This is a genomic window from Vibrio sp. 14N.309.X.WAT.E.F5 (genome assembly GCF_030397615.1).
In the GTDB taxonomy this organism is placed as follows: Bacteria; Pseudomonadota; Gammaproteobacteria; order Enterobacterales; family Vibrionaceae; genus Vibrio; species Vibrio lentus.
Map to the genome: position 1 here is coordinate 402,043 of NZ_JAPNXR010000001.1, position 17,211 is coordinate 419,253.

General features: G+C 43.3%; 12 protein-coding genes. 9 read left to right on the forward strand and 3 right to left on the reverse strand.

Translation table 11 applies throughout. The features are described from left to right. Positions 1-208 precede the first annotated feature (208 nt). The gene (locus OW495_RS01845) at positions 209-1,129 is read left to right on the forward strand and encodes a LysR family transcriptional regulator (RefSeq protein WP_102327544.1); all 921 of its coding nucleotides are present in this window, start codon (positions 209-211) and stop codon (positions 1,127-1,129) included. A 181-nt stretch (positions 1,130-1,310) separates the two neighbouring features. Next, a complete protein-coding gene (locus tag OW495_RS01850) occupies positions 1,311-3,356 on the forward strand; it encodes a TonB-dependent receptor (RefSeq protein WP_102327543.1) in 2,046 nt (681 codons plus the stop codon). Positions 3,357-3,502: 146 nt separating this feature from the next. Here the strand turns inward: OW495_RS01850 and OW495_RS01855 are convergent, their stop codons facing one another. Further along, complete coding sequence (locus OW495_RS01855; protein ID WP_017110687.1) at positions 3,503-4,246, reverse strand: class I SAM-dependent methyltransferase; 744 nt, start codon at positions 4,244-4,246, stop codon at positions 3,503-3,505. 179 nt (positions 4,247-4,425) lie between these two features. Next, on the reverse strand, positions 4,426-5,721 hold the full coding sequence (locus OW495_RS01860) for a diguanylate cyclase (protein ID WP_102327542.1): 1,296 nt from the start codon (positions 5,719-5,721) through the stop codon (positions 4,426-4,428). 224 nt (positions 5,722-5,945) lie between these two features. Between OW495_RS01860 and OW495_RS01865 the strand changes: the two genes are divergently transcribed. Then, a complete protein-coding gene (locus OW495_RS01865; protein ID WP_229634965.1) occupies positions 5,946-6,422 on the forward strand; it encodes a GNAT family N-acetyltransferase in 477 nt (158 codons plus the stop codon). A 172-nt stretch (positions 6,423-6,594) separates the two neighbouring features. On the opposite strand, the gene OW495_RS01870 is transcribed toward OW495_RS01865, so the two are convergent. Then, on the reverse strand, positions 6,595-8,313 hold the full coding sequence (locus OW495_RS01870; protein WP_102327541.1) for a S8 family peptidase: 1,719 nt from the start codon (positions 8,311-8,313) through the stop codon (positions 6,595-6,597). Positions 8,314-8,819: 506 nt separating this feature from the next. Here OW495_RS01870 and OW495_RS01875 point away from each other — a divergent pair. The 6 genes from OW495_RS01875 to OW495_RS01900 all read left to right on the forward strand — a co-directional run bounded on the left by OW495_RS01875 (position 8,820) and on the right by OW495_RS01900 (position 17,080). Continuing rightward, on the forward strand, positions 8,820-9,416 hold the full coding sequence (locus OW495_RS01875) for a LysE/ArgO family amino acid transporter (RefSeq protein ID WP_289884623.1): 597 nt from the start codon (positions 8,820-8,822) through the stop codon (positions 9,414-9,416). Between the two features lie 162 nt (positions 9,417-9,578). Then, positions 9,579-10,235, forward strand: a complete 657-nt coding sequence (locus OW495_RS01880) for a glutathione S-transferase family protein (RefSeq protein WP_065112484.1) — start codon at positions 9,579-9,581, stop codon at positions 10,233-10,235. 487 nt (positions 10,236-10,722) lie between these two features. Further along, positions 10,723-11,292: a porin family protein gene (locus OW495_RS01885; RefSeq protein WP_102514601.1), complete on the forward strand. Its 570-nt coding sequence runs from the start codon at positions 10,723-10,725 to the stop codon at positions 11,290-11,292. A gap of 155 nt (positions 11,293-11,447) precedes the next feature. Beyond that, positions 11,448-11,861 carry a VOC family protein gene (locus OW495_RS01890; protein WP_076671812.1) on the forward strand — a complete coding sequence of 138 codons (414 nt, stop codon included), beginning with the start codon at positions 11,448-11,450 and terminating at the stop codon, positions 11,859-11,861. 219 nt (positions 11,862-12,080) lie between these two features. Next, positions 12,081-13,352, forward strand: a complete 1,272-nt coding sequence (gene sbcD / locus OW495_RS01895) for an exonuclease subunit SbcD (protein ID WP_102514600.1) — start codon at positions 12,081-12,083, stop codon at positions 13,350-13,352. Between the two features lie 5 nt (positions 13,353-13,357). Next, the gene (locus OW495_RS01900; RefSeq protein WP_102514599.1) at positions 13,358-17,080 is read left to right on the forward strand and encodes an SbcC/MukB-like Walker B domain-containing protein; all 3,723 of its coding nucleotides are present in this window, start codon (positions 13,358-13,360) and stop codon (positions 17,078-17,080) included. Positions 17,081-17,211 lie beyond the last annotated feature (131 nt).

The window sequence follows — 17,211 nt, forward strand, 5'->3', positions numbered from 1 at the left end:
AACGATATAAGAGAGGCTATATGCCTCTCTTTTTTGTGCCTGCAATTCATGACGATGTAGGTTTGGCTTCATTAAAACCGTTTTGTAATCTCAAGCTTGAGTATACGCCTTGCTCTAGATCAAAATAAGAGTGATTATCAATTGTATTAATAGATTGATAGATGCACTATGCGCACAGTGAATTTTCAATTTTGTGAATATCTAAATAATGAATCTAGCGCAAGTCGACCTTAACCTCCTAGTCATCCTTAAGCACCTTTTAGAAGAAAAGCATGTGTCCAACACGGCATTGGCACTCGATATGAGTCAGCCAACGGTGAGTCGTTCGCTGCAAAAACTGCGCACTGTATTTAACGATGATTTGTTGGTGAGAGCGGCTTATGGTTATGAATTGACGCCAAAAGCGGAAGCGATTAAACAAGATCTTAATTCTGTACTTACGCGCTTAGAAAAGCTGGTTCACGGAGACGTATTTGAACCTCAGACTAGTGACAATACCGTTCGTTTTTTTGGCTTGGTTCCTCAGGTTTCACACTTGTTGCCAAAAGTTGTGGCACAAATTCGCAAACAAGCACCGAACATGGTGGTCGATATCGACTCCATCCCCAAACGTCACTTCGAACCTTTGCTGTCTGGCGATGCGCACTTCGTGTTGTCAACGCATGAGCCGTTAAGCTCTGAGCAAAATCTGTATCGAATGTTCGTGATCAGCCGCGATTACCGCCTGTTGATGAGCAAAGACCATCCGCTGGCAGACAAAGAGATCACAGTCGATGATTTACTTAATAGCCAATTAGGTCAGATTTCTCTACAAGGTGACAAAAAACTCTCCATTGAAAATCGCTTTAAAGATTTAGGCTTGATTGATAAGCAGCGCCAACTATCGATTCCGATTCAGCTGTCCAATTTTAATATTGCTGCGGATATCGCTGAGACGACTGACATCATATTTCACTTACCGACACCGTTTGCCACACAAGCCGCTAAGCAAAGAGATTTAATTTGTAAACGCGTACCTAAAGCCATCAGAAGTCCGTCAGAAGATGTGTATCTCTACTGGCACAAGCGATTCCATAATGATCCTATGTGTCGATGGGTTCGCAATCTATTTAAAGAGATATACACCTGATCTATCTAGGTGGTGAATGTCATTGCAATAATGCCATTGAAATGAATATATCTTTGTTTTGTTATTTGAAAGGTGAATAACGAGAATCAATTTTTGGTATGAAACTTTCGTTGATAAGAATGGTACTAGGTTGTTTAATGCAAACCATTATCATTACCAATCACATATAAGAATAAATATCATGTCTGAGAGCTCTCTTTTGATTCGCAAACCTCTTTTGGTTCGTAAACCCCTTTCGATCGCAGTCGCTGTTATTTGTACGTCACTTTCGGCTAACGTGTTAGCGCAAGAAGAAGCACAAGCTACCGATGAACAAATGGTGGTTACGGCAACTCGTACTGAGATGGCACTAAAACAAGCACCAGCTTCAATGTCGGTTATCACCGCTCAAGATATCGAAGACAGCCCGGGTATTACCTTGGCAGACATAGTTGCTGAATCAACGAGTGTTGAGTCTGACTTCGATAGCACTCGTGCTGGCCGTCAAATGATCTCTATTCGTGGTATGGATTCTGATTACACGCTTATCATGGTCAATGGCCGTCGTTTAAGCTCAGCAAGTGCCATCATCCGTGGTAACGATTTCGACCTTTCTACCATCCCTGCTGATTCAATCGAGCGTGTTGAAATCATCCGTGGCCCAATGTCTGCACTGTACGGTTCAGATGGCATGGGTGGCACAATCAATATCATCACTAAAGCTCCAGAAAATGATTGGAGTTCGACACTAAGCATGGACACGTCTTCACCGTTAGATGGTGATGGTGGTGAAGAGTACTCGATGGGCTTCACAACCTCTGGTGCTCTAATTGAAGATGAATTGTTTGCACGCGTTTCTGTGAACCAAACTAGTCGCAATGCGTGGCAACCATACTCTGGTACACACAGCTCCGGTTACGATCGCTCAGATGTTACCGCTTTAGAAGAACGTGACACACTAAGCTTACTCGCAAGCCTGACTTGGAATGCGACAGACAACCAAACGATCGACTTTGATTTTGGTTACAGCGACGACGAACGTGACGGTTTGGCTGAATACGCTACAGGTGCAAACCCTGTTGATAGTAAGGTTGTACGTAACAGCCAAGCGATTACGCACAGTGGCTTTTGGAGTTGGGGTGATACGCAAGTACGTTATTCTCGTGAGAACGTGACTGATAATGATGCTGCTGACTCTGATACTAACTACAGCAGCGATGTTGAAGAGTTAACTCAAATCGTAGAAGCGTCTGCAACGACTTATCTTGGCGAGAGTCACACCGTAACATTTGGTATGGACTACCAGTTAAGTGAATTAACCAACAAAGAAAACCTCGTTAATGGAACATCAGAAGCTTACCAAGGTGCATTGTTTGTTCAAGACCAATGGTTGATGACTGAGCAGCTAACGGCAACAGTCGGTGGTCGTTTAGATAAGCATGAATTGTACGGTGAAGAGTTCAGTCCTCGTGTGTATCTAGTTCATCAAACGACCAATGACCTCATCATCAAAGGTGGTGTAGGCAAGGCGTTCAAAGCGCCGACTTTGACGCAAAACCAAGCAGACTATCAAGTGAATAGCTGTAAGGGTGCTTGTGATTTATATGGTAACGAAGACCTTAAGCCTGAAACTAGTTGGAACTATGAGATTGCGGCTATATACAGCCAACCTCGTTGGAATGTCGAAGGTGCTTTGTTCCGTAATGAAATTAACGATCTTATTGACCGTGACGATACATACTGCGAGAACGGCGGCATATTTGAATCGGGTAAAGGGTGTGCGGATAGCTCTAGCTCAACTGGCTATGTGAAAGGAAAACGTACTTATACCAATGTTTCAGAGGCTGTGGTTCAAGGTGCTGAACTGACTGGTCAATTCCAAATTACCGATGAGTGGGGCGTGTCTGGTAACTACACGTTCTTAGACACAGAAGACAAATCAACCGGTGAAGAACTGCTTGAGCGTTACAAGCATTCAGGTTTAGTAAAGCTGAACTGGAGTCCAACTTACGATCTAAACACGTTCATCAGCGCTCGCTACCGAGGTGAACGTAATATCGAAACTGATTTGACTCAAGATGCTTACACGACACTGAACATTGGCGGCGTATATAACATTAATGATTCAGTTAGAGTACGCGCAGGCATTACTAACTTGACTGATGAAGCAGTATCTCAAGAACTTGAGAACATGGGGTATGTAGAAGAGCCACGTACTTACTACGTTGGTATGACTGCAGATTTCTAATCTGGTATGAGTGATTTCACTCGTTAAATTGATAAGCAATAAACAAAGATCCCACACAGGCTAGATACTCTATAAAGAGATTGGCGAGTGTGGGTTCTTTTGATTTGGGCGCTCGTAACTAGATTGAGCATAGGTGTAGAAAAGTGTTAGCTTTTTACACAAGTGATCAAAGCATTGCCTGACAAGTTATCCCATGGAAGTAACTTATCGTAATCGTGTTCAAAGATATGAACCTCGAAGTAAGGCTTCAGTATTTCAATCAACTCTTTAAACGAGAACGCGACCATAGGGTGTTCATCATTCCAAATTTGCGTTTCACCCGCAGTTGTCTTTTCAATGCTGAGTTTCAACGCTTGCTTGCTACCTTCTCCGGAGTAATACCAACCTGAGCGAAAGGTGAAATCATCTTGTTCTTGGTTGGCTGTGTGTCGAACAAACAAGTCATTACTGATTTTCTCTTTGTCGACCACGTTGAAGCAGAACACACCTTCGGGTTTCAAGGCTCGGTGCACGCTTGCAATGCACTCTTTTAGTTTCTCTAGACCATCGTTGTAATGGATTGAATACAAGAAACAGGTGATCAAGTCGAGTGGCTCAGAGACTTCAAAGTTACTCATGTTTTGCACTGAGAAGTTGGCTTCAGGGCAACGAACTTGAGCAATATCGAGCATCGGTTTATTCAGATCAAGGCCATTACTTTGATAGCCGTAATCAATAAAATGACGAACATGTGGCCCTGTACCACATCCAAGGTCTAGGTGAGTTTTTCCTTTATTTCCAAAAATCTGATGTAGCCTACGAACGCAGTCACTCTGCGCTTGGTAGTCAATATCGACACACATTAAATCATAGTAACCAGATAGGTCGGTATAGAGTGCGTTGGCGGACATGTTTGCCTGCAGCATAAGCTGAAAAAATTGGGGTGGCGCATCATATACTGAAATGTTGAAATCACAACTAAATATTCAATGACCTATGGGTTTTTATACAGACTTTTCGTTGTCAAAGCGTTCTGCTGTTTACGCGCTTTTAGGATTTATAATCTTTAAAATCGTCATGGGGTATTCTGTTATCCTAATGCTTCAACGCACACCGCATCTCTATTAACTGACACTCGATTCTTACCGTTAGTTTTGGCGTTATAAAGGGCATCGTCCGTTACGCGAATTAAGGTGTTAATCGAACTCGTCGAATGGCAAATACAATGGTTGGTAATGCCTATACTGACGCTCGATGTAAACTGTCTGCGGTTAAACCCATAGAATGTGTGTTGACTGAAGTCGTGGCAAATTCTCTCTCCAATAACTTGGGTTTGTGTGGGTTTGGCATTCGGGATAAATACAATGAACTCTTCTCCACCCCAACGACCAATCACACCTTTCAAGGCCGCGACATGTGTTTTGATGGTGTTTGCTAGTTGTTTAATTACAGTATCACCAACGGTGTGCCCAAATTTATCGTTAATTAACTTGAAGTCATCAATATCAAGCAATAAACAAGACATTTCCATGTTGCGATGAGCTGGCTTATTTAACCAATCATAAATTGCGCGGCGATTAAAGACATCGGTTAGATCGTCATGCATCGCACGGTAAAGCAGTTCTCTCTCTAGCTCTACTTTATCGGTTACTTCTTCAAGCACGACCTGAATTGCGTCTTCACCTTCCCAGTTAATCACGTTGTCATAGAGATTAAAGTACTTTTTTGTCCCATCAAAGCACTGATTGATGACGACAGAACTAAAGCTAGGTGGATTGCCGTTAAGGATATTATGGCAACGTTTTATTGCCGATTGGCGTTGTTCTTCAGGAACGATTGAAATAACCGACTCCATAGATAACACATGTTCGATCGATGTTGCGCCTTGTTGTTCAACCCAAGCTTGGTTGACCATTAAAGGTTTGAAATTGCGATGAATTAAAATGCCCTGTTTTGATGTACAGAGCAGTTCCCGATACATCCGGTCAGTCTCGTTACGCTTGCGTTCGCCTTCGACCACTTGTGTGATATCAATGAGCGTAACTTGTAAGGCGGGTCGGTTATTCAGTTCGATAACATGTGAAAGGCAGAAAACGGATATGTTACGGCCATTGACCGGGATATCCGTGTAGACTTTTCCTTTATTAAGTTTGCATTTGATGGCTTCAAGGTATCTCTTCTTTGCGAGGCTTTGGTGTCCGTTAGGTACCAAAGCGTAGACAAAGTCGATATTGTCCAGCAGTTCTTCTCGAGTGGTGTAGCCAAAAATTTTGGCGATGTTATTGTCAACATCAACGACTCGGTGATCTTGTAGCGTCATATGGCCTTGTGTTGAATCGAAATTCTGACAGGGCATTGTGGTGGTTAAATCTAGTTGAATACTCATATGTTCCTGCTACTTTTTCACTGAACTGAACTGAACTGAACTGAACTGAACTACGTGTTGTTCCTTAGGCGCTTTGATCGCAAGAGTGCAATGGAACACTTTTGCGACGAGACTAGACCAGCAAAGTATGCTATCTAAGTATCAATCAGTTTGGCATTTATAACTTTTTTATTAATCAGTAATTTTACCCAATCAAACGAAGTGATAAGGAAAGCACAGTGGTCATGGGAACACAGGAAGTCATAGACATTAAAATAGACGATTTGTCCGGCGGCGAAGTTATCGTGTTATTAGAAGAACATCTTGCCGATATGTATGCCACGTCTCCGCCTGAGAGCGTACATGCCCTTGATCTTGATGGACTCAAGTCGCCAGAGATAACGTTTTTCAGCGCTTGGAAAGACAGTCAATTACTAGGATGTGTTGCCATCAAAGAGCTTGATACTCAACACGCGGAGCTTAAGTCAATGAGGACGTCTCAGTTTGCTCGAAACTTAGGTGTGGCTAGTCAACTTTTACAGCATGTCTTGGATACTGCAAGCGCTCGTCAATATCGACAAATCAGCTTAGAAACGGGCTCTGAAGAGTACTTCAAACCTGCCCGTAACTTATATGAGAAGTTTGGCTTTGGTTATTGTGAACCGTTTGCCGATTATGAGTTAGATCCTTACAGCCAGTTTATGAGTATCGAATTGCGTTAGAAGTCCCTACATCGCAATAAGAGATTCCCTATCACGTTCGTTCCTCACTGTAGGGAATGACGAGGGGGGGGGTATCTCGACGACTTGTACTTCTATTTTGCTGTTGTGAAAAACAAAAAGGTTGCTCTGAGCAACCTTTTTTCGTTATGAATCAATGGATAAATTGAAAACGTTAGCGAGTTTCTAGCTCCGCGAAAATTGCTTCAGCATCCACAACACTTCCTGAGATAGAAAGTGTGTTGAACGGAACCAAATCTTCAGGGCTAGAAGGCTTTTTAACTAACAGCTCTGGGTAGATTTTCGATTCACCCATCAACATTGCTTTGAGCTCTTTGACGGATAGATCAGGGTAGCGAGACCAAACCAATGCCGCGACACCGGAAACAACAGGTGCAGCCATACTTGTGCCACTTTTCGAACCGTACGTGTTTCCCGGAGTGGTTGATAAAATGCGGTACCCAGGTGCAAACACATCAACTGATTTCTGACCGAAGTTACTGAAGCTTGCCACTAACGTTTCGTCGGCATATTTTGCTGATGCGCCCACATCTAACCATGTTGAAATAGGCTTTGAACGGTAGTGCTTCGCGTAGCGGTTTGGAAAGCTTGGTTTGATGTCGTTATCGTTACGGCTGTTTCCCGCAGAGTGAACGATCAACACGCCTTTACGCGCTGCATAGCGGAACGCGTGGTCGACGATGTACTTACGTGGCGAGTAGCTTTTGCCGAAGCTCATGTTAATGACCTTAGCACCATTATCGACGGCGTAGCGCACTGCGTTAGCAATGTCTTTGTCTCGCTCATCGCCATTTGGCACCATACGTACCGCCATAATCTGAGCATGATCTGCCACACCATCAATACCCACTGAGTTGTTCCGTTCTGCAGCGATGATTCCAGCAACGTGTGTACCGTGCGAACCGACAGGGCCTTTTACATCGTTGTTGCCGTAGCCTTTTTCCCAAGGGTTAGAAATGTCATCCCAAACAATGTCGCCACGCGTATCGAGGTCTAGGTTAAGGTGAAAATCTAGAGAGTCTTGATAGCGGCTACGACGAGATTCCAGGTATTCAAAGGAGTACCATGAATCAAACACACTCAAAAGCCCTTCAGCTGCTGTAACGACGCTAGCATTCTCACTATCTAACAGTGTTTTCAGACCGTTAGTAGAAAAGTCTTTTTGATCGACGAATTTAAGAATCTCTTCTTTGTATTCATTGGCTTGGTCAGTTGCTGTCGTTACGCGATTCAACGCATCTTGGTCATCTTTTAGAGACGACAAGTAATCGGATTCAACACCTTGATAGTACTTACGTTTCTTACGCGGAATCCAATGTCCGTTCTCTTTTAACTCAAGGTACTTTTTGTATTCTCTAGTGACTTCTAACGTGTCTTGGTCAACGTTAATGCCTAACGAGTTACCCAAAAAGTTCCAGCCGTGGACATCGTCAATGTAACCATTGCCATCATCGTCAATCCCGTTGTTTGGGATCTCGTCTTCATTGGTCCAAAGTTTGTTTTTGAGGTCTTCGTGTTCAACGTCGACACCTGAATCAAGAACGGCAACGATGACTGGTTGTGGTTGAAGAGGGGGCATCAAGTAGTCGTATACCACATCAGAACCCACACCCTGAATTCTTGTGTAGCTTGCCGTTAAATTAAACCAATCACCGCGCTGTTCATCAGCGTTGCTCATCATTCTCATCGAGAAAAATGAAGGTTGAATGGTTTCTCGTGAGTAATCCTCAACAATTGTCCCTTTTACATCTTGAATAAAAGGAGAGTTGGCGGGTTGTGGCTCTGGACTACTCTCATTCAGAGTTGTTGCTGATACGTGAGCCGAAGCCATAATAGCGAGGGCTATAGTGGTAAGTCTTTGTCCGTGATTCATCTGTGGTGCATCCTTATCATTGTGCGACTAAATAGTTGTGCGACTAGAGCTGACTCTTTCGAAAGAAGTGTAAAAAATACGCAGTAAGTCAGTTTTGTGAGAGGGAAATGCCCGCTCAAAACGCAATCAAAAGGTAATATGCAATCAGACTTGTATCATTCATCTGAACAATGAAATGGTAGGAAGATCTCACTGTGATCGATTTTTAATTCTCAAAGTTTGAGCTAAATTCTATTAATAAAATCAATATTTATAAAATATACATTGAAATTAAAGATGTTTAAAATCAATTGATTAGTTTGTTAGTTAGCGATTTTTGGGGGCAGGGACTATGAGTATAAAAAGAAGCGGTGGTGAGTCTCTGAACTATTCGAAACTGGTTACTCAATTGGCCGAATACATACCTAACGTGTCTCTGATAGACAATAGGTTCACTTGTTAATAACATGATAAATGGGCATATTGTGGCTAACTATCGTCGTTACTACTTTTAAAGACCTTTTCTCATGTCGACTTACTTTGCTGGTTTTTCCCTCGGGCTTTCGCTGATTCTTGCGATTGGTTCTCAAAATGCATTTGTCTTAAAGCAAGGCCTTAAGAATCAACACGTTCTGGCGGTTTGTGCCGTGTGTGCTATTTCCGATGCGCTGTTGATCAGTTTCGGTGTAACGGGCTTTGGTGCGCTCGTTAAACAGTTTCCACAAATAGAACAATTTGCTCGTTATGGTGGGGCTGTCTTTTTGGGTGTGTACTCTTTCTTAAGTTTTCGGTCGGCATTCACTGAAAATCACGCTTTAGAAGCAAGTGTCGAAACCAAAGACTCGTTAACTAAAGCGATTGCTATGTGTTTGGCGTTCACTTGGTTAAACCCACATGTTTATTTGGATACAGTTGTCCTATTGGGTTCCATTTCAACGCAATATCAACCTAGTCAAATGTTGTTTGGCGCAGGGGCTGTGTCGGCTTCGTTTGTGTTCTTCTTTTCGCTTGGTTATGGGGCACGATTCTTGGCGCCATTGTTTAAGAATCCACGAGCCTGGAAGGTGTTGGAGTTTGTCGTCGGAGTGATCATCGCATCAATTGCGCTATCTCTGATCGTTTAGCCACCCGTATTTAGGTATTCAAACTTACTACCTAAAGTAACTACCTTTAGTTACTTCAGTAATTAATTATTTCCACAAATAACGAATTAATTTTCGTCTTTTGAATCTGGCGTTCGTCTTAAGGGTGTAAACAGAAATTAATAACCTAATTCGGAGTCGAAAATGATTAAATTGATTAGCTTTAAAAATTGCCCATTTGTTCAACGTGTTATGGGTTCTCTCGTAATGAAGAATGTGCCGTTTGAAATTGAATATATTGAACTTAATGACAAGCCACAGTGGTTCTTAGATATTTCACCAAACGGTCAAGTGCCAGTGTTAGTAACAGAAAACGATACTGTGTTATTTGAATCTGACGCGATTGTCGAATACCTAGATGATAAATATTCACCTATTGAAGAAGTAACTGCTGAGCAGAAAGCATTAGACCGTGCTTGGTCTTATCAGGCGAGTAAACATTACATGCCACAATGCGGCACAATGGGAAGTAAAGACAAAGAGACTTTTGAAACACGTTTAGCGAACCTTCAAAAAGCCTTCCTAAAAGCCGAAAACAAGTTAGGCAATACAGAATTCTTTAAAGGGGATTATATCTCTAATGTCGACATCGCTTGGTTACCACTGTTGCACCGCGCGTCAGTAATTAAAGAAGGGTCAGGCTTTGATATGCTCGAAGGCTTCCCGAAAGTACAGAAGTGGCAAGCGGCGCTGATTGAATCTGGATTGACCGACAAAACCGTTCCTGAGGATTTTATCGAGAAGTTTAGTGGCTTCTATTTAACGAACAATTACTTGGCAAGCCTAGCAGAAGCTCGTTAGTAACATATAGTCATAACTTGAAATATATTTTAATAGAATGGCGATCTAAATAAAATTAGATAAAAAATAAACTCACTCTATTTGACGATAGTGTGAGTTTTTTAATATCAGGAGCTAGGTTAACGAAAGGAAATTCGATATATAGAGAGTTGAAATAGCGAAAAATAAGATATTTTAAATTAACGGGTTAGGTTGGTTGTCATCATGAGGCTTACGGTTTTTCCGCCACTGATTTATCCATTTTATACTTGCTTAAAATACCGAGTCTCATAATTAAGACTTATTGAATGTCGTCAATTGTTCATTTGATGAACGTAAAATGTTGTGATAACTTCCCATTCACTCCGCAAATGAACGGTGTTTTATTATTCATTGGGAGTTGCTTATTTATTATATTTTAAACGGTAGCGCAACATTTGGAATGGTGTCGGATAACGATTTCCGGTTGGCCAACGCTACTACAGGACAAATTAAAAAGGGTATTTTCATGCTTAAATCAACATTTCTATTGGGCCTAGTCGGCTTGGTTTCACTTCCTACTTTTGCTGCTGGTATTGAAGGCGGTCCATACATTGGTGCTGGCCTTGGCGTATATCAAGATTCAGACACGGATGGCGGTGGCAATTTAGACGCAGAAAGCATGGGATACAGCCTTTACGGTGGTTACCAGTTTAACCGTATCGTAGGCATCGAGCTTGGTTACACGGATTATGCTGACTACGAAGCGCTTGGCACTAAGGTGCTTTCACCTACGTCTTTTTCTGTTGCAGCAAACGTAGGTTACACCTTCGATAATTCAATTCGTCCGTTCGTAACAGCGGGTCTGAGCTACGTTGACCTTAACTCAAAGGGTTCGAGCTATATTGATGATGATTCTGGTGCCGGTTTTCACTTCGGTGTTGGTGTTGAATACACACCAGTTGAGAACCTGACGTTACGTCTGATCTCGCAAGCGGATGCGGTAAATGTTGAGTTCTTCGATAATCGCGGTAATAGATTAGCGAGTCGCGATGTTGCGTTCAGCACAGTAACACTGGGTGCTTCGTACAACTTCTAATTGCTTAGCATTTGAATTATAGAAATAGCCCATGTTGTCGAGCGATAACGTGGGCTTTTTTATGGGGCAATGGATTCGTAAATTATGGGGCAATAGATTCGTAAATATAGCCATAGTGTGTAGAATCCTATTTTTGTCAAAATCGAGAAATACAGATGTCTGAACCAATCCAACAGCAAATCGGAAATATCGCGCTAGTCGTGGATAACTATGATGACGCGATCGAGTTCTATACCAAGAAGCTTCAATTCACTTTGATCGAAGACACCAATCTAGGTGGTGGGAAACGTTGGGTACAGGTATCTCCTCCGAATTCAAACGGAACTAACCTATTACTGGCTCAAGCGAGTAATGAAGAACAGAAACAGTCAGTGGGTAACCAAACCGGTGGCCGTGTTTTTCTTTTTCTACAGACCAATGACTTTTGGCGTGACTATGAGTTGATGAGAGCCAATGGCGTTGTATTCAACGAAGAGCCGCGAGTAGAAGAATATGGGACTGTGGTTGTGTTCCAAGATCTCTACGGTAACAAATGGGACTTACTTCAGTTAAATCGCCCGAACCATTAAGTTCCAAGTTAACTAGATTCGTACATCAAAACCGCTCTAACGTTGAGCGGTTTTTTTATATAACAAATACCAATTGATGGCACCTTGAGCACGAATCCTCCAAAGCCCGAAATTAGTTGTTTTTCACAAGCTTATAAACGGGGAAATAATGCTAACTCATTTGGTAGTTGATCGGTATTTTGGTAAATTAAAGCTATTACCGACTTCCAGTGAGCAACAATGAAGATCCTTCACACGTCAGATTGGCACCTTGGCCAAAACTTCTACAATAAAAGCCGTAAGAATGAGCACGAACGGTTCTTACAATGGTTACTTGAGCAAGTTACTGAGCACAACATCGACGCGATAATTGTTGCTGGCGATATTTTCGATACCAGTACGCCACCAAGTTATGCTCGTGAAATGTATAACAAGTTTGTCGTCGACTCGAATAAGATCGGTTGCCAATTGGTGTTATTGGGCGGCAATCATGATTCAGTATCTGTGCTCAAAGAAACTCAGCAGTTACTGAAGTACATGGGTGCCGACGTGATTCCCAATACCAATGAAGAATACGCGACTCAGGTTGTCGAACTCAAAGGTAAAACTGGCGATGTAGAAGCGTTGGTGTGCGCGATTCCGTTTATTCGCCCTCGCGATGTATTGAGCAGCCAAGCCGGCGTTACTGGTGTTGAGCGTCAAAAGCAATTAGGTGATGCTATCAAACAGCATTATCAAAGTGTCTATGACGCCGCTGTTGCAAAGCGTGCGACGTTTGAAAATAGCGACAATATGCCAATCATCGCAACGGGTCACTTAACCGCAATGGGCGTTAAGCAGTCTGATTCTGTACGTGATATCTACGTTGGTAATCTAGATGGTTTTGCTGCTGATGGTTTCCCTAATGCGGACTATATTGCCCTTGGTCATATCCATCGCCCACAAGTTGTCGCGAAACGTGAATATATTCGTTATTGCGGTTCACCCATTCCGCTCAGTTTTGATGAGCTGAAATCTCAAAAGCAGGTCTGTGTGGTTGAGTTTGTGGAAGGAGAACGCACCATTTCACAGCTGGCTGTCCCAACATTCCAACCCCTAGCTGAAATTAAAGGTGATTTGAACGAAATCGAGTCGCAATTGAACCAGTACATTGGCGTGGAAGAAGGGCAAAGCGTATGGCTGTCGATAGAAGTTCAAGCTCAGGATTACTTGTCTGATTTGCAAGAGCGCATGCGAGCGCTAACGGAAGGTTTGAATGTCGAAGTGCTTCAATTGAGAAGGGCGAGAGAGCGACGTAATCAAGGGTTAGAGCAAGAGTCTGCTGAAACTTTATCTGAGTTAACTCCGATGGATGTGTTTGAAAAACGTATTGCTTTAGAAGAGTTTGAAACGGATTCTGAAAAAGCACGTTTAGAACGAATGACTATCAAGTTCAAGCAAGTGATGGAAGAAGTCTCTTACGGTGCGGATAGCCAAGAAGAAATAGAAGCGCCCAAAGGGACAGGTGAGTAACGAGTATGAAGATTTTAAGCCTAGAATTTGAAAACCTGAACTCTCTGAAAGGTCGTTGGAAGCTCGACTTTACTCAGTCACCGTTTGCAGAAAATGGTCTGTTTGCGATCACCGGCCCAACGGGTGCGGGTAAGACAACGATTCTTGATGCGATTTGTTTGGCACTGTTCCACCGAACACCGCGTTTGAAAAGTATCGCTAAAGGCACCAACGAGCTCATGACGCGCGGTACCGGTGAGTGTTTCGCTGAGATTGAATTTGAAGTGAAGGGTAAAACTTACCGTTCTAATTTTCATCATAAGAGAGCGCGCGGAAAACACGACGGTGCGCTGCAGACACCAACCTGTGAATTTGCGGATGCTGATAGTGATGCTGTATTAGAAACGCAGCTCACTAAGAAAATTAAGATGGTTGAGACCGTGACCGGTTTGGACTTTTCACGATTTACTAAATCTATCATGCTGTCGCAAGGTGAGTTTGCTGCTTTCTTGAATGCCAACGCTAACGACCGTGCCGAGTTATTGGAAGAGCTTACGGGGACCGAAATTTATAGCCTGATTTCAGAGCGTATCTACGACCACTTCAAATCGAGCGAAGAATCACTCAACCACCTAAAAGCTAAGGCTGAGGGCGTGAGCTTACTCTCTGAAGATCAGATTCAAGAGCTGACCAAAGAACATGGCCATCTAGAGTCTGAACAGAAACGTTTGACTGAACAACTTACTGAATGGAACGCGCATTTAGGCTGGTGGAAAGATGTCGTTAAAGCCGAACAGGTTATTGCGGCAAGCAATCATGACTTAAAAACGGCGCAAGAAAGCCTTGCTGAAAACCAACCATCGTTAGATCGTTTAGCGAATAGCGAACCTGCTGAAAAACTGCGTCCGCTTCATAAAGATTTAAAGCGTTGTAGCCAAGAAGTCGTGACGACTCAAGCTAACCTTGAAAGCAGTGCCAAGCGATTAGCTGAGCGAGAGGCAGAAAAAAACGCGGCACAACAGAGCGTTAATAACCACATCAAGTTGGTTGAGGTCGCTAAACAAGAGCAGCAAGATCAAGAGAAGATCATTGAACAAGTTCGCCCGTTAGATAACCAAATTGCGATGTTGAAAGACAAACAAGTAGCGGGTTCTAAAACGGTAAATACGCTTAATCAACAACAGGTTGAGAAGAGTCAGCTACAAGTCTCTTTGAATCAAACTGTTGAATCCATTAAGCAGCAAGAAAAGATCGCGGCACAATATTTAGCGGCTAACCAAGCTGATAGCCTGCTTGAGAAGTATTTGGGTCAATGGCAAATCAAGGTGACTCAGGTTCGAGATCTTGAGCGTCAACACACGGAACTTTTAAATAGTGTTCAAGCTTCACAGCGCACGCTGGCCACTCAGCAAGCAGCGTTACAGGCAGCTAAAGACTCTAAATTGGCTCAAGACAAGGCACTCACAGAGTTAGTCTCAGCAGAGAACCAAGCTAAACAGCGATGGGACGCTTTGCAGCAACAAGCCAATGAGCATACCCTTAATGCACAAAAAGAGGTGCTTGAGCACTGGAGCCGTAATACCAATACGCTGGTGGATATTAATCGCGGCTTTGTTCAGGCGACGCAGCGTATAACGTCTAAATCTGTCGAATTGCGGACCAATACACAACATAGTGAAAAGCTCACAAAAGAGCGTGAAGTGCTGGTGGAGCGTTATCAGAACAATAAGACATCGTTAGAGCGTTTAACTCGCCTAATTGACCAAGAGGGTGAATTAGCGAAGTATCGCGCGGCGTTGAAGCCAAATTCAGAATGCCCACTGTGCGGTTCAACCGAGCATACTATTGAGCAATCTCAGGATATCGCTGATCTTGTTGTACAAAAAGAGCGAGAAGAGCAAGAGTTAGCCGTTATTCAGAAAGACGGCACAGAACACCGTCAACAATTGGATTCATTGGTGCCTATCATCAATGGCCTCAACGATGAAATTCAGCGTGCTCAAGCAGACATCGAACAAGCCAAAGTGAACTGGGCAAACCTTGTTGCCAAGCTAGAGCAAAGCAATGCAATTTTATTGGCTCAGAATTGCCCACTCAGTATCTATCTGCCAAACGCAGAAGGGGTAGGTAATAGCGATGTTGTGCAGTCGTTCGTTGATGCTTGTGAGCAGCAGCTTAACAACACGATCGTACTCCTGCGCAATATGGCTGATGCAAAAAATGCCTACCTTGACGCAGAGAAGCAGCGCGCAGCAACCGCGATGGTTGTCGAGAAGGTTCTATCTAATCTTGAACTTGCAGAACAACGACTCGCAGACCTTTCTACACAAACGAACGCATTGATTGATCAAGCCGCTAAATGTTCGCAAGCGAAAGAGTCTGAATGGCAAGGGCTTAGAGAAAGCATTATTCAAACATCGATTGAAGCGCCTGAGTTAGCGCATATCGATGCTTGGTTTGCTCAAAAGCTTGAAGCTTCTAATACGTGGCTGACCACAAAACAGCAGCATGATGAGTTAGATAAGCAGTTGATTAGCCAACATGCTGAGCTGAAAGCATTCGATGACAAACTAGAAGCCTTAGCGAAAGACATCACAGTGGCGAATCAAGAGGTTGAGTTACTGTCGAAAGAGCTGGAGGTTGTTACGGAATCTAGAACGCAGCTGTTTGGGACACAAGACATTCAAATTGTAACCAACACTATGAAGCAAAAAGTGATGGATGCCGTCAGCGCACACGATGCCGCTCAAACAGCGTTTAACCGTTGTGAACTCGAGCACCGAACAGAACAGACGAAACACATATCTTACAGTGACGAGCTAACGGCGAAACAGACAGCTCTGACTGAAGTGACATCGCTTTGGACGCAAGCATTAACGACAAGTCCATTTGCTACCGAAGATGAGTTTGAGTCGGCACTGTTGGATGAAGCCGTGACAGTGCAACTGCAAAGCCTTAAGAAAACGCTGGAAGAGGAGATGGTTAGTGCCCAAGCTCGTTTGAATTCAGCCAAAGCGAATCTAGTCGAACTTAAAGGTCATGATAAAGCGGAAGCTTGGCAACAACTTCCACTACAGGAAGTAGAACAAGCCGTGACGGACTGTTCCAACGCACAGCAAAGTCATGCTACGCAAATTGGTGCGATTTCTGCAAACTTGGAAACGGATCGCCAAAACCGCAGTAATCAACAAGACTTGTTCAAACAGATCGAAGTACAACAACTTGAGTTTGACGACATCTCACGTCTTAATTCGTTGATTGGCTCTAGAAATGGCGACAAGTTCCGTAAGTTTGCTCAAGGGTTAACGTTAGAGAACTTGGTGTACTTGGCCAACAAACAATTGCAACGTCTACACGGTCGTTACGAGCTAAAACGTAAAGCCGATGATGGGTTAGAACTGCAAGTGTTGGATACATGGCAGGGCGATGTGATGCGTGATACTAAGACCTTGTCAGGTGGCGAAAGCTTCTTGGTGAGCTTGGCATTGGCACTCGCGCTATCTGATCTTGTGAGTCATAAAACCAGTATTGATTCACTGTTCTTGGATGAAGGTTTCGGCACGCTCGATAGCGACACATTGGACATTGCACTGAACGCGCTCGATAACCTGAATGCGTCAGGCAAGATGATTGGCGTAATCAGCCACGTTGAAGCACTGAAAGAGCGTGTGCCCGTGCAGCTTAAAGTGACGAAACATTCAGGCCTTGGTGTAAGTGAGATGGAGAAGCAATACAAGGTTATTGCTTAACTGGATTAAGCGGGCTTCGTTGAATTTGAGCAGAGTCAGGTCAGATAAAGCCGAATCTGTTTGGATAAGCAGATACCCGACTCAGTCGTTCCTCCTTCTCGAGGATGACGGAGTCGGGGGGGCTGTTATCA

What these genes read in the sequence shown, in the direction of transcription:
- OW495_RS01845 (WP_102327544.1), top strand. Translation starts at nt 209, where the DNA reads ATGAATCTAGCGCAAGTCGACCTTAACCTCCTAGTCATCCTTAAGCAC.
- OW495_RS01850 (WP_102327543.1), top strand. Translation starts at nt 1,311, where the DNA reads ATGTCTGAGAGCTCTCTTTTGATTCGCAAACCTCTTTTGGTTCGTAAA.
- OW495_RS01855 (WP_017110687.1), bottom strand. Translation starts at nt 4,246, where the DNA reads ATGTCCGCCAACGCACTCTATACCGACCTATCTGGTTACTATGATTTA.
- OW495_RS01860 (WP_102327542.1), bottom strand. Translation starts at nt 5,721, where the DNA reads ATGAGTATTCAACTAGATTTAACCACCACAATGCCCTGTCAGAATTTC.
- OW495_RS01865 (WP_229634965.1), top strand. Translation starts at nt 5,946, where the DNA reads ATGGGAACACAGGAAGTCATAGACATTAAAATAGACGATTTGTCCGGC.
- OW495_RS01870 (WP_102327541.1), bottom strand. Translation starts at nt 8,313, where the DNA reads ATGAATCACGGACAAAGACTTACCACTATAGCCCTCGCTATTATGGCT.
- OW495_RS01875 (WP_289884623.1), top strand. Translation starts at nt 8,820, where the DNA reads ATGTCGACTTACTTTGCTGGTTTTTCCCTCGGGCTTTCGCTGATTCTT.
- OW495_RS01880 (WP_065112484.1), top strand. Translation starts at nt 9,579, where the DNA reads ATGATTAAATTGATTAGCTTTAAAAATTGCCCATTTGTTCAACGTGTT.
- OW495_RS01885 (WP_102514601.1), top strand. Translation starts at nt 10,723, where the DNA reads ATGCTTAAATCAACATTTCTATTGGGCCTAGTCGGCTTGGTTTCACTT.
- OW495_RS01890 (WP_076671812.1), top strand. Translation starts at nt 11,448, where the DNA reads ATGTCTGAACCAATCCAACAGCAAATCGGAAATATCGCGCTAGTCGTG.
- sbcD (WP_102514600.1), top strand. Translation starts at nt 12,081, where the DNA reads ATGAAGATCCTTCACACGTCAGATTGGCACCTTGGCCAAAACTTCTAC.
- OW495_RS01900 (WP_102514599.1), top strand. Translation starts at nt 13,358, where the DNA reads ATGAAGATTTTAAGCCTAGAATTTGAAAACCTGAACTCTCTGAAAGGT.